Genomic DNA, 13,370 nt, shown 5'->3' with positions numbered 1-13,370 from the left:
CCCCATCACTTCTCCCGCTTACGATATTCCATAGGTGTCATACCATAGGCTTCTTTGAATTGTCTGCTGAAGTAAGGAAGATAACGGTAACCTACCTGGCTCGCGATTTCATAGATTTTACACTTCGGATCTTTCAAAAGCTTGCCGGCTTGTTCCATTCGCAGCTGAATGAGTACTTCGCTGAACGTTTTCCCAGTCTCCTCCTTAAATAGATATCCCAAATAGTTGGGTGAGAAAGAGAACTGCTGTGCAATATCCTTTAACGTAAAATTCTCGCTCATCTTATCCTTCATCATTTGCATAATTTCTCTAATCAGTTTATTGTTCACTGACTCTGTTTTACTGCGTAGATACTCGGATATTTCAAACGTTTTGAGTACAAGCCAAGAGCGTATATCACTGATCGTATCGAATTGAAGCAAAATATCTAAACTATGTAACTCCATACCTAAGATTTCAAATAAATCCTCACTAACCTCTTTCAACTGCTGATCCAGCTTCCATATAATATACATGGCTAGATTATGAATCGTGAATTTAGATCTTAAACTACTCACGGATTTAAACAGCTTATCGATCTCGTCATAAATAAGGACTAACTCATATTCTTTCATCGCTTTAAAAAGTGTATCCATACGGGCATCCAACGTACGGGCATCAATCATTCCAGGTTCGCTGCTAACCGTTTCATACATAATTAGTTTGCCCTTGCCGAGAAACATCTTTCCGTCAACGGCTTCCATAGCTTGCCGATAGGAGGTGTGGACCTGGTCCATAGCAAATGTAGGCTTCCCTACCCCTACGGTCATAGTGACAGGAAATTTTGTGCGAATTGACTCATAAATTTCTTCAATAAACTTCTCCATCTCCTGTTCGTTAATCAACAACGCGATTCGATAAGAAGATACCTTATAGCAATGTGGCATACCGTGCTTCTGAGCAATAGTATTCACTTCATACAGAAAGTCCTTGGACATTAGATGTTTAGTTAGATTATCCTGTTCTTGCAACCAGTTGAAATAATCCAGCTCCAAAACCGCCACACGTATAGGCCATTCCAGCTTATCCAGACCGTAGGACTTCATAAGCTTTAACATTCCAGCTTGAGTGTCCCCCTCCCATTCCCCTTCAAATAAGCGGATCAACAAATCATTTTTGGCCATAGGAATCATATGCTGATAAGCTTCTTCAACGTCACGCCGTTTACTTTCATCATCTAAATCCTGCTTTACTTTCTGTAGTGCAGCAATAAGTTCCTTGTCATCCATTGGCTTAAGGACATAGCTATATGCTTTTAGTGAAAGCGCCTGTTTCACATAGCTGAAATCCTGGTAACCGCTTACAAAAATCACACGTATATCGTTTTTTTTCTCTATGGCAATCCGAGCCAGCTCTAGACCCGACATATTCGGCATATTCACATCACTAACAATAATATCAATAACATGCTGTTCTAAAATATCGCATGCCGTAAACGCGTTATTCGCTGCCTCCACGACCTGCATACCCAGTTCATTCCAAGGAATGAATTGTCTCATGCCTTCAAGATCAAGCATCTCATCGTCTACTAATAATACGTTGTACATCAACACAATCCCCCTTTGAAATGTTTTAATCCAACCAGCTGAATTCTACTAACCAATCTTTTTCAGTATACCATTCATTCTCTTCCCTAACAGCTGATAAAACAATGAGTACAAGAAATGGGACGTAAAAACGAAGGCTTGCTAAATAGCAAACCTTCGTATTACAAATTATTATTTACCTAAAGCTTTCTTATTTTCTGTCCATACTTTTGTTACATAATCAAGGAATTTCTCATAGCCAACCTTGATAGAATCTTCATGTGCTTTATCAAGAATTGCTAATGCTTCTGCATCAGTCTTCGCATACATCGATTTTGCTCTTGCTGTTAACCAGATATCTCTGACACTTTGTCTGATAATCCCTTCTTCACTGTCTGGAGCCGGATCCCAATTCAGGAACTCCGTAAAGTCACCTTGCGAAGCCCAAGTTACTTCCATCTGCCAACGGTTACTAAAGTCAATCTTGTCAGCTGGAAGGGTTTGCAACATCATTTTCTTTGTATTATCCAAGAAAACAGTATTACCTACCCATACCAAGTCACCGGCTTTTCCGTTAATTTCGGACAGAGCTTCTGGCTCATTCAGATATTTATCTTTATTAAATTTAGGAGTAAGTCCATCTGCTTCAAATCCATCCCAATACCCTTCTGGTCCTGGAGGACCCCAGTTAAGAACCATAGAACCTTCTGGTCCTGTCATCCAGTCAAGCATAGCGAATACAGCCTCTGGATTTTTAGCGTTTTTAGTGATTGTAGCAACGTTCCAACCTAACTGATTATACGTTCCTGGAGTAATCTTACTTTGATCCAAACCAGCTTTGTAAATCGGTTTAATAAACATATATCCAGCTTCCGGATCCGTCTTCTTCATCTCTTCATCAGCAGTGGCGAGCAATTTCATTGGATCAAAAGTCGCAATAACAGCAAACTTGCCATTCATCGCTTTCTCTCTAATTTGATCTTCTGTTTGAGTATTCGCATCCTGCGTCATTAGCTTCTCACGCATTAATTTAGCAGCAAATACAACTGACTCACGGAATCCTTCATCCTTGTATATCGAACCCATTTTATCGCCATCAGGTACGGCGTATATTCTAGTATACGACAGATTACTCTCTTTAAAAGAGGAGAATAACTGGTCAATTCCGTTACCATCTCTCGCTAAACCCGTCTCGAACGGAATAACGTCAGGGAACTTTGCCTTAACAGCATTTAAATAAGCATACAAATCATCTGTCGTTTCTAGCTTAGGAGAACCAAGCTCTTTGTAAATCTTTTTATTAATAGCATAACCGGCGTTTCCGTTTGGTTGAGTTGTATAATAATTCGGCAGCTGATAGATCTTCCCATCAGGGGAACGAAGCAATTCCAAATGTCCAGCTGTTAAGTATTTCTTAAAGTTTGGATATTTATCAATATATTCATCCAAAGGAACTAGCATATCCGCTTGGCGAAGACGTTCTACGTCAGCACCTTTCTCGGTCCACACAATATCCGGCAGCTCGTTACCAACGATCATCGTTTGCAGCTTTTGAGCGTTATTACCACCAGAGCTAATTCCTGTGACATTGATCTTCAGATTATCTAAAATCCATTTAGAAGCAGCATCTTTGCCCCATTTCGGCATTTGATACCAGCCGTAATTTCCGTAGAATGAGACTTCAAGCGGTTCTTTCCCTAATTCATACAAATCAGCCGCAGGAGCTTCAGTTGCTGTGTTGACCGCTGTTCCTCCTTCTTTCTCTGGTTCAGCAGTTGCCGCCGGAGCGCTTGAATTGTTGCCACCACAACCCGCAACCAAAGTCGTTAATAGCAAGGTAGACATCATACCGAGAAGCATCTTTCTCTTAGTCTTCAATGTATTTTCCCCTTTCAATTTGTAATCTATGTTCAAAGCAATACGCTCTAAACCCATTCTCATTCTATCATCCTACTCTTTCAATGATCCGACCAAGACCCCTTTAACGAAGAATCTTTGTAGGAATGGATACACACATACAATCGGAATGGTTGCAACCATGATCGTAGCCATCGTTAATGACTTCGAGGTTATTTTCTTTGCCGAGTTAATATGAGCAATGGAGCTTGCATCTACATTAGACAGCTGTTCTGAAGCAATATTAGAGAACAATATCTGTCTTAAGATGGTCTGAATCGGCATTAACTCCTCTTTCGTAATGTAAATACTCGCTACGAACCACTCATTCCAGTGATTTACTGCTGTGAACAAAGATAATGTTGCTATAACTGGTCCCGACAAAGGAAGTACGATGCGGACAAAAGTCCCCCAATATCCGCAACCGTCAATCTTTGCTGACTCCTCTAAACCTTGTGGAAGACCTTGAAAGAAGGTCCGGAATATGATCATATTCCATACGCTGACCAGTGCAGGAATTATAAACACCCAAAATGAGTTGAAGAGACCTAAACTTCTGATAAGCATGTAAGACGGAATGAGTCCTCCACCGAAATACATAGTAATGATACACATAATCATGTAGTATTTGCGACCCATCAGTTCACGCTTCGACATTCCATAAGCGAATATCGAAGTGGCCAGTATCGCTGTTACTGTACCGATTACTGTCCGCAATGTAGCAATGACGAATCCACCCATTAGACGAGAATCTTCAAAAACGATCTTATAATTCTCAAGCGTGAACTCACGGACCCAGAAAGTAACTCCACCTTTCGAAGTATCCATCCCCTCATTAAAGGAAATAACAAGTGAGTTCCAAAATGGATAAAAAGCGGAAAATGCCAGTAAGGTCAAAAATACATATATGAATCCTATAAATATTCGATCTCCTATATTAATACGTTTCATAGTTTGGTCCCCCTATATTGAGTAATTCATTACCACAAGCTGTTCCCTGCTCTTCTGGCAATGAAGTTGGCAAAGGTAAGTAATGTCACGCTGATCACGGCCTTGAACAATCCGATAGCAGTCGCATAGGAGTACCTGAAATTGTCTATACCGACACGTACAACATATACATCAACTGAATCTGACACTTCTCGCAGAGCTGGATTGGAAGCTAGGATCAAAATGTCTTCGAATCCTGCATTCACCAGATTACCGATTGCCAAAATCATAAAGATGATTACAACTGGCATAATTGAAGGCAACGTTATCAAATATATCTGTTTAAACCGACTTGCACCATCCATCGAAGCCGCTTCGTATAAATGCGGGTCAATACCAGCAATGGCAGCTAAGTACACGATTGAAGCAAATCCAATTTCTTTCCATACATTGGTTGTAACTAAAATGCCCCAGAAATATTCTGTCATGGAAAGGAAGTTGATCGGTTCATCAATGAATTTCAATTTCTCAAGCAGCATATTTATACTGCCGTTATCTACGGATAACATCGAGGTAACCATTGAGCCGATAACTACCCAAGATAAGAAGTGAGGCAAGTAAGTAACGGTCTGAATCACCCGTTTAAAGAACATCTTACGGACTTCGTTCAGCATTAACGCCAAAATAATCGGTGCAGGAAATCCAAAACAAAACTTCAGTAAGCTGATGATGATTGTATTTTTCATAACCACTTCAAATTCAGGAGCATTAAAGAAGTAAATAAAGTGCTTTAAGCCAACCCAGTCACTGCTAATAAAGCTATTCCCTAACTTGTAATCCTGGAATGCAATTAGAATCCCGTACATGGGGATATAGGCAAAAATAAAAACTAGAACAAGTGCTGGCAATACCATAAGCTGTAGATCTATTTGCTTAAAAAAGCGTCTGATCCCGCTAGTTCGTTGCTTGTTGAGATTCGGTCCGGATCTCTTGTCTGGTGCGACGCTTGCGTTCGCCATAGGTGAATCCTCCTTGTGATGATTTTGAAGATATGTACAGATAATTGATGTCCTTTCTCCCTCCGCTATAGTTGCAACATTTATAAAATAATCATAAGGTTTAAGCGCTTTCAAAAATATATGACAAAACAACTATTATTGATACTTTGACACTCTCTTGCATTAGCTCGTCTCATATTCCTTAAGCTTGAATAAAAAAAGACACATACAGAGATAACATCTGCATGTGTCTTTGACTTTCTCCTTAATTAGCAAGAGTCCTCAGTATTTCTTCATTTATCTTTTCAGTAATTACTTTTTGGACCTTCCCATTATCCAGATAAACAATAGAAGGAACTGAATCTATCCCTAGCTTGGCAGCAAGTCCGGGTGACTTATATACATCTACCTTTGTGACCCTGACATCCAAATGGGATTGCTCAAATCCCTCAATTAAAGGCAATAACTCCCGACAGGAAGGATCTGTGGCATTCCATAAATAAACAACAGATGCTTTGCCTTGATTCAGAATTTGATGCTCATACACCTCACATTCAGAGATATACTTCTCTGCACCATACCCTGCAATGGCACCATCGCCAACAGCGGTAGCAACTTGTTTTAGAAATTTATCGCACACATCTCCTGCTGCAAAGACCCCAGGTATATTCGTTTCCATTTTCTCATTAATAAGTACATATCCATTACGATTCAAATCTACTACCCCTGATAAAATTTCTGTGTTCGGGGTGTATCCAATAAATAAGAAACATGAATCGACCTTTACGATTTGCAGTTCATTAGATTTTAAATTTTTCAGAACGACGGAATTCAAACGTTCTTCACCTTCGAAAGAACTTACCACCGTATTCCACATGAATTCCATTTTAGGGTTTTCTAGTGCCTGCGTTTTGGCAATTTCATTACAATCCATTTTCCCATGATCATGCATGACAGATACGATCACTTTATCTGCAAACTTAGTCAGAAACATCCCTTCCTCAATAGCTGCATCACCACTGCCAACGACCATAACTGTTTTCCCCGTATTTGCCGCAGCGTCACAGGTTGCACAAAAGGAAATCCCTTTATCATATAAGAACATATCTTCATTAGCTGCACCTGTAATTCTTGGTTTTCCTCCACTGGCTATGATAATGACTTTACATTCATATCGAACCCGAAAGGTTTCCACTACTTTAATCTCTTCCGCTACCGAGACAGATTTGACATCTGTCATTTTGAAATCAACACCAAATTTTTTGGCTTGTTTATGAAATAATCCCATAAGATCTGTTCCGGTCGTTCCTTCAGGAAAACCAGGATAATTTTCTATTTCATTAGTATAAGTCGCAAGACCGCCTACCAGCGATTTTTCCAAAAGAAGTGTCTTCAATTTTGCTCGTCCACAATAGATCCCTGCTGTTAATCCAGCAGCCCCGCCACCAATAATGACGACATCATACTGTTCTGTCTTCTTTTCCATTTCAATTGACCCTCCTGTGTAGACTATGATTTCAATAAAATAGGCTGACTCTCGTCAGCACTATAAGCTCAGTCTATTTCACTTTTACATAAAGAATTTGGCTAATAATTTACTGCCTATAAATGCACCAACCAGCAGGAACAATCCAAAAATCCAGCCTGAAAGCGATAAAGAAGCTATAGCCGTAAATAATGCACCTATATTACATCCATTAGCCAGTCTAGCTCCGTACCCCATGAGCAACCCACCAAGTACAGCCGCCACTACCTGCTTTTTGGACTTAATTTTCTTAAGCTTGAATTCGGAAGCAAACAATGTCGCTGCTAATGCACCTAAGATAATCCCTACATTTCGAATAGACCCACCATCATTCAAAAATCCGGAAGATAATGTTTTTTGAGCTTTCTCCGTACTAAAGTAAGCCCAGTTATCTACATTTCCTCCTACCAGTCGATACGCCCAAGCTCCCCAGTCCGCGAAGGCGCTGGTTACTCCCCATCCTTTTGAGAAAACAGCCAGATGTGCTGTAGCGAACACAGCGAGAAGTACAGCTCCAGTTACATAAGTAAACGGTTCTTTGAGCAATTGCTTGTAAAAGCGGTTAGACGATATCTTCAACCAGAATTCGTTCACCGTTTCATTCACCGTCCTTTCCTACTTAGCGATCCTATTTTATCTTCTCAATAACAACTTCCCACTCGCCATCATCGACCTCTTCGATTTCCACATTATGTCCCTGTTTTCTCGCCCATTCTGGTACGTTTTTCATTGCGCAGCTATGATCAATAGCAACAACTAGAACGTCTCCAACATTTAGTTCAGTCATTTTCTTTTCTGTTCTCATTAACGGTACCGGACAAGCTTCTCCCAGGCAATCAAGTGTAAATTCAGCCATCTTAAAAACCACCTTTTATATTTTTTAAAATTCCTAATAGTGAAAATATTCACGTAATAACTTAAACTAATCTGCGCTTCCCATCTTTTTCTCTTGCCATTTAACTGCAGCGATGTACAACAGAAGAATGATCAGGAACTGAACAACTAGCGCTCCAAGCCAACCAAAGACGTCTGGTAAAAATACAGTGGGTGCATCCTTTATAACGTTAGCTCTCCACCAACCCATATCATGTGATCCCCAAAGTGAACCAATGACAAAAAACACAAGTGACAACATCTGCATCGTGAATCCTTCACCTACACGCATCAATGTACCCGAAGCGCACCCCCCTGCAATAACCATGCCAATTCCGAATAATACTGCGCCAATTATCAAAGCAAAACTGATTTGACCCACATTATCCATCCCAGGAATCGGTTTACCTTCCAGGAATGCTGGATACTTTATGGCTGTAAATCCGATCGTAGCGAGAGAAAATGCTATCAGTACAGCTCTTGTTACCGATGTGCTGCCTGTAATACATGGATCTCTAAGTGATGCAGTAAAACAGAAACGTGATCTTTGCAAAATAACGCCAAACGAAATACCGAAAAGCAGGTAGACAACCATTTTATCGTGGGAACGGTCTAGGAAAAAACCAAACCCAATAATGAGAACTGTGACCAGCAACGCGATGGGCAACTGACTCTTTTTAGGTTTTCTAGGAGCTCTGGTTCGGGTTGATTTCGTTTCGGGACTTACGGTTTGCCCCATAGTCTAACACCTCCATCGTTTTATGTAATTGACTATGTGAAAATAGTAACATACTTATTTGCGCTGTGGTTATCTGCTTTCTTTATGCTGTATAAGTGTTACTAATGGCACAGATGGAGCGTAATCAAGTATGCTATAGTTTGCACTAACAGCGGGCAACAGGGGGAATAAGTATGAATATGGAAACGCTTAAATTATTTTTAGATATTGCTTCGTTAAAAAGTATATCTAAAGCCGCTCAGAAATCTCATATCACCCAATCCGCACTTAGTCAGCAGTTGAAATCCTGGGAGAATACCTTAGGTTCTGAGCTTTTTGTGAGAAGTAATAAAGGGGCTAGCCTAACAGAAGCAGGGATTATAGCGGAGAAGTATGCGGAGCAAATCTGTAAATTGTATGATGATATGGTCACAGAGATCAATCATTTACAGCCAACACAACATGAGCTGTCTATTTATGCGATTCCAGAAGTCTGTAATTATGCCCTGCCATGTACCTTATATGAGGTAAAAAAGCATTTTCCCAATTGCCATATCACTCTAAACGAAGGGGCATCGTCACTAGTAGAAGAACGTTTGCTTCTTGAAGAAGGTGATGTTGGCTTTATTTCCGGGCCTTCCCCGAAATCTGAATTAAGCTCCAATATGGTGTTTTCTGATCAAGTTATGCTAGTGGCAAGCAGTACGACCGTTTGTCCTGATAAAATCACACTGAGTGAGCTCCCTAAATATCCGTTAATCTGGTCCTCACAGCTTCATTGTGTGCAAAGGGCTTTAAATAACATATCTGCGGGTGAGCTTAAATTAAACATACTGTTTAATCTGGACTCCCTTGAGGCGGTAAAGCTTGCTGCAATTAGAGGACATGGTGTTGCCTTTCTGCCTTATATGTCCATAAAAAAAGAGTTGTATAGTAAACAACTCAAGATTATTCATATTGATCAGTTCCAAGTAAATAACGATGTCTACATGGTAAAAAAACATAATCAGCGTTGTGACAATGATACGAAACAATTAATTCGTTATATAGAAAAGACATTGATTGATACATTGTGTTGAACTTATATCTCAATCGTAATCTCCCATACCCCATTAATAACTTCTTGGATGGTACATTTCAAATTTGAACCACGACAGTAATCCGTGATGGAAACTTTTGCGCAGCTATGATCAGTAACCAGCATCACCTGTTCGCCATTTTGAATGGCTTTTTGATGTTTTTTTAACATCATTACTGGTACTGGACAGATTTCTCCCAGACAATCAATTTCAATCATGAAGTTACCATACTGAATTGAATGGGTAGCACCCCCACGTTTGTTTCGATCTTTATCGAGCCAGCCTCACCAAGGATCCCCTTTGTTTTTAAAGCAAATAAAGATGCCATTGTAGCATGTCCACAAAGATTGATCTCATGGGCTGGCGTAAAATACTTAAGCCTTAAATCAGCTACATCTGATGAGACTACAAAAACTGTTTCGTTAAAACCGACCTTATGAGCTATCGCTTGCATGTCACTTTCGCTCAAATGAGCCGCATCTAATACTACACCAGCTGGATTTCCTTTGTTGGGATAAGGAGAAAAAGCATCATAATGAAGTACTTTTATGTTGTTCATTGGTTAGTCTCCTTTCAATTTATTTCAATAAAGCTTGATAACTTCACGAAGTGAGAAACTCAGCAGTAAAAATTTCTATTTCTCTTAAAACTTCTTGGCGGTTAGATATCGCATTACATATATAAAAACGGTCTTTATTGTGCTCATAAAACTGTTTAATTACATTAGGCTGCTGATTTAAGAATTCTTTATGAAGAGCTTCACAATCAATTTCAAGATGAGTATCATGAAGTTCCTTGAGTTCAAATACAAGGACATCTTTTTTGTGCTGGATTATTTCACAGACCACATCTTTTGCGTATATACCGTGAGTTAATAAGATTCTTAATGCCGATAGGTCATTGGCTTTTTCCTGTGAAATCTTAATTAATTCTGCTTGTATCTGTTGGACTTGTTTCGTGTTCCAATGATCAATTAATTTTTCGAAAATCCAATACACCCATTCTTGATCATCGCTGTGTTGATTTAGTACATCTTTAACATATGGAATCATCGGATCCCCTATTTCAAGTAAAAAATCAGCTATTTCCCCCGCACCTGGCCAATTTAAATCTTGTATCCATTCAAGCAAACCCGGCAATATGCTTTTCACACGTGGATATCCTAAACGTATGACTGTTTCAGCCGCTCCATCCCAATAGTCTTTTGATATAGGTTGTACTAATAAATGCAAAGCTTCATCCTTTATATATTGTAGCTTATTAATTGCATCTTCCTTTTCCTCTTCGCGTGTGTGCCATGATAATTTTTTGATTAGACTAGATGCTTCTTCCACTAGATTCACCCTTTGAACTTGAATTTTCCACCACGCCGTTCTAGCTACAACACTGCTTTCTTCCGCTTCATTATCCAAATTATTAATAAGACGATAACCGATGTCCCCAATAAGAAATACATCCAAATCGTTTTTTTAACCAATTCATCATTGGGATAATGGCCTTTATTATAAGCTTTTACAAAGATATCCTCTTGGGTCTTAATAGCAATGTAATCTTTTGGATCGGTATTGATAATTGAGTAGTAGGGCGTACCTTTAGGATAAATATTCGAGAAATTTCCCCTGTACGTGCCTTCCTCATCGGAATAATTAGTTACATGCCCTATCTTCTTATCGATTTCTTCGGAGGGGATGAGTTCATCGTCTGATATTTCGTAGATGTCACCTGAATAAACAACAAACGAACCGGCCCAATCCGCGGAGACCGCATGTAATGGCAATAAAGCAATTATGGCTAGAATTACAATAATGAATTTCTTCATCTCAACCTCCTAGCTTTGGGATTCGATTGATTTATAGATTGTTTTGAAATCTTTTCCATTATTTAATCCATCAATAAGCTCCACTAAACCTGACAAAGATTCCAAACCATCTATTAATTTCTGAATGGGCGATCACATCGAAGTTAAATCCGTCTGGATCAATATCGTTCAAAAGTATCGTTGTTGTGACCTCTGAAAAATCTGGTTCTACATAAAAGGTTGAGGATTTATCATATAGACAACAATCAGCATCAGAAGAAAAAATGAAAGAAATGCGGTGATGATTATGAGTTTCTTTCTTTTTTTGATCATAGGGATTAACTCCTTACGGTTTAGATACAAAGTGATTTCCGATAAATGTATTTATGATCCTCATCCATATCCGATGATTTCATATACCCCACACTGCGCCAAAACCTTTCATTTGCATCATTAGTCGGGGTTAACTCGATATACTTTGCACCGTCTGCATAAACATGTTTTTCGACCATTGAATAGGCAAATTCACCATACCCTAAATTCCGATACGTAGGTTCAATATAATACTCCATTAAAAAACACTTTCCACCCTCATCAAAATAAGTAACATACATTAAAAATCCAAGCACAGTACTGTCCTTATGTATAAGAAACAAATTTAAAGGATTTATATCTCTTGTTCTTAGCTCTTCAATGATCTCTCTATACTCGTCTGAATAAAAGTAATCCAGGTCAAAATCATCGCCCATAGATACGTGGAGAGATAATTCATTAATGTAACTATTAAAAAGTCCCCAAAATATATCTACATCCGATTGATCTTTTGCTGCAAAAACCTCTAAATGGATCGTATTCATTTCAACCTCCTTAATCATAGTTTTTAATGAAAATCTTAAACGAACTCTCAATTGCGTCAAAATCAGTCGAGCCAATAATTTGATCCATAACCTTGCCATCAGAGTTTATAAAAAACAACGCTGGAAAAGCTTGTTCACCAAATTGTTTATGGAGATCACCTGTTTCATCTAGGAGAACGGGATACTTAATGTTGTAATCCGCCACGTATTGTTTTACTTCAGAAAGATCATCTTGATAAAGCAAATTGATTCCGTATATGTTCACTCTATTTTTATATTTCTCATACAATGAGACAATCTTAGGAGCGTCGTCATTACAATATGGACACCATGAGGTGAAAAATACGAATACAGTCGGTTTCTCCGAAAAGTCCACTTGAATTTTGTTTCCATTCGCCAACTCTTTTAGTTCAATGTTCTCAGGACTCTTAATGGGTTTAGAAGAGTTGTTTACTACGACAAATATAATCGAGCTTAATGCAATCAAAAATATAAATGTACTTACAATAATAGATATCTTCTTCAAAAATCATCCGTCCTTTTATACTTCCTTAGTTACATTAAGCTTTTTCCATTTGCGAATCTTAGAACGAAAAGTCTTAAACGGTGCTACTGAATTAATATGAATCCATTTGACCATTGGCCATCTTGGATTGTTTCCTGTCCATTTCCGCACGCCTTGCGTAAAAAGTTCTTCATCACTTAAAGAATCAATCCAGTTCTGCCACTGATGTTCTGTCTCTTGAAATAAAGATCTTAACTCATCTAATGAGTAGGCAGCATATGTATGATAAAACGATTGATATAATCCGCCAAGTTGATTCCATTTATAATCTGGTGAAGGTGTAATAACGGTTAACCCTGCTTTTTCATCCTTATCCCATTTCATAACAAGATGCAACCAGCCCAATTGATAAGCAATGATTTCTGCTGGGGTACGATCAACCCCTTCCATACGATTGTCTCTTTGGGAGTTCTCAATGCCATCAAATTCATGATCAAGAGACTGATAGGAAATATGAATCGCATCTTTCAATTCTTCTTTTGATAGATAATCGTGTGTTGACATCATACCCCTCCTTTAAATCACTTTATTAAATTACTTTACAAATGTATTATGTACTCGCTCTG

15 protein-coding genes and 1 pseudogene are annotated in these 13,370 nt (G+C 38.8%); 1 reads left to right on the top strand and 15 read right to left on the bottom strand.

Features of this window, described 5'->3' with window-relative positions; all coding sequences use genetic code 11:
* Positions 1–5 precede the first annotated feature (5 nt).
* The 8 genes from NST25_RS13835 to NST25_RS13800 all read right to left on the bottom strand — a co-directional run bounded on the left by NST25_RS13835 (position 6) and on the right by NST25_RS13800 (position 8,526).
* Positions 6–1,586: a response regulator gene (locus NST25_RS13835; RefSeq protein ID WP_076185961.1), complete on the bottom strand. Its 1,581-nt coding sequence runs from the start codon at positions 1,584–1,586 to the stop codon at positions 6–8.
* A gap of 171 nt (positions 1,587–1,757) precedes the next feature.
* Positions 1,758–3,443 carry an extracellular solute-binding protein gene (locus tag NST25_RS13830; RefSeq protein WP_175617374.1) on the bottom strand — a complete coding sequence of 562 codons (1,686 nt, stop codon included), beginning with the start codon at positions 3,441–3,443 and terminating at the stop codon, positions 1,758–1,760.
* Positions 3,444–3,515: 72 nt separating this feature from the next.
* Positions 3,516–4,412 (bottom strand): carbohydrate ABC transporter permease, encoded by an 897-nt coding sequence (locus tag NST25_RS13825; protein WP_036678249.1) that lies wholly within the window; start codon positions 4,410–4,412, stop codon positions 3,516–3,518.
* A gap of 29 nt (positions 4,413–4,441) precedes the next feature.
* The gene (locus NST25_RS13820) at positions 4,442–5,410 is read right to left on the bottom strand and encodes an ABC transporter permease subunit (protein ID WP_076129315.1); all 969 of its coding nucleotides are present in this window, start codon (positions 5,408–5,410) and stop codon (positions 4,442–4,444) included.
* A gap of 244 nt (positions 5,411–5,654) precedes the next feature.
* Positions 5,655–6,875, bottom strand: a complete 1,221-nt coding sequence (locus tag NST25_RS13815) for an FAD-dependent oxidoreductase (protein WP_340394215.1) — start codon at positions 6,873–6,875, stop codon at positions 5,655–5,657.
* 84 nt (positions 6,876–6,959) lie between these two features.
* Positions 6,960–7,520, bottom strand: a complete 561-nt coding sequence (locus tag NST25_RS13810) for a YeeE/YedE thiosulfate transporter family protein (protein WP_232061338.1) — start codon at positions 7,518–7,520, stop codon at positions 6,960–6,962.
* A 22-nt stretch (positions 7,521–7,542) separates the two neighbouring features.
* Positions 7,543–7,770 (bottom strand): sulfurtransferase TusA family protein, encoded by a 228-nt coding sequence (locus tag NST25_RS13805; RefSeq protein WP_340394213.1) that lies wholly within the window; start codon positions 7,768–7,770, stop codon positions 7,543–7,545.
* A 66-nt stretch (positions 7,771–7,836) separates the two neighbouring features.
* Positions 7,837–8,526 (bottom strand): YeeE/YedE thiosulfate transporter family protein, encoded by a 690-nt coding sequence (locus NST25_RS13800; RefSeq protein ID WP_076280723.1) that lies wholly within the window; start codon positions 8,524–8,526, stop codon positions 7,837–7,839.
* A 173-nt stretch (positions 8,527–8,699) separates the two neighbouring features.
* Here NST25_RS13800 and NST25_RS13795 point away from each other — a divergent pair, with 173 nt between their 5' ends.
* A complete protein-coding gene (locus NST25_RS13795) occupies positions 8,700–9,584 on the top strand; it encodes a LysR family transcriptional regulator (protein ID WP_340394211.1) in 885 nt (294 codons plus the stop codon).
* A gap of 2 nt (positions 9,585–9,586) precedes the next feature.
* Here NST25_RS13795 and NST25_RS13790 read toward each other — a convergent pair whose 3' ends face one another.
* The 7 genes and pseudogenes from NST25_RS13790 to NST25_RS13760 all read right to left on the bottom strand — a co-directional run bounded on the left by NST25_RS13790 (position 9,587) and on the right by NST25_RS13760 (position 13,308).
* Positions 9,587–9,802 carry a sulfurtransferase TusA family protein gene (locus tag NST25_RS13790; protein ID WP_076129310.1) on the bottom strand — a complete coding sequence of 72 codons (216 nt, stop codon included), beginning with the start codon at positions 9,800–9,802 and terminating at the stop codon, positions 9,587–9,589.
* Positions 9,803–9,816: 14 nt separating this feature from the next.
* Positions 9,817–10,143 (bottom strand): annotated as a pseudogene (locus NST25_RS13785) (PhzF family phenazine biosynthesis isomerase); the annotation flags it as partial.
* 43 nt (positions 10,144–10,186) lie between these two features.
* Entirely contained in the window at positions 10,187–10,918 is a 732-nt protein-coding gene (locus tag NST25_RS13780; protein ID WP_076194311.1) for a DUF5071 domain-containing protein, read from the bottom strand.
* 44 nt (positions 10,919–10,962) lie between these two features.
* Positions 10,963–11,403, bottom strand: coding sequence for a hypothetical protein (locus NST25_RS13775; protein WP_340394210.1), 441 nt, complete (start codon positions 11,401–11,403; stop codon positions 10,963–10,965).
* A gap of 332 nt (positions 11,404–11,735) precedes the next feature.
* A complete protein-coding gene (locus tag NST25_RS13770; RefSeq protein WP_339173991.1) occupies positions 11,736–12,239 on the bottom strand; it encodes a GNAT family N-acetyltransferase in 504 nt (167 codons plus the stop codon).
* 10 nt (positions 12,240–12,249) lie between these two features.
* Entirely contained in the window at positions 12,250–12,765 is a 516-nt protein-coding gene (locus NST25_RS13765; RefSeq protein ID WP_076194316.1) for a TlpA disulfide reductase family protein, read from the bottom strand.
* A 15-nt stretch (positions 12,766–12,780) separates the two neighbouring features.
* Positions 12,781–13,308: a ClbS/DfsB family four-helix bundle protein gene (locus NST25_RS13760; protein ID WP_076194318.1), complete on the bottom strand. Its 528-nt coding sequence runs from the start codon at positions 13,306–13,308 to the stop codon at positions 12,781–12,783.
* Positions 13,309–13,370 lie beyond the last annotated feature (62 nt).

The organism is Paenibacillus sp. FSL E2-0190 (assembly GCF_037992965.1).
Taxonomy (GTDB): Bacteria; Bacillota; Bacilli; order Paenibacillales; family Paenibacillaceae; genus Paenibacillus_AQ; species Paenibacillus_AQ odorifer.
The sequence above is the reverse complement of the archived record's forward strand: the minus strand, read 5'-3'. Positions and strand labels throughout refer to the sequence as shown.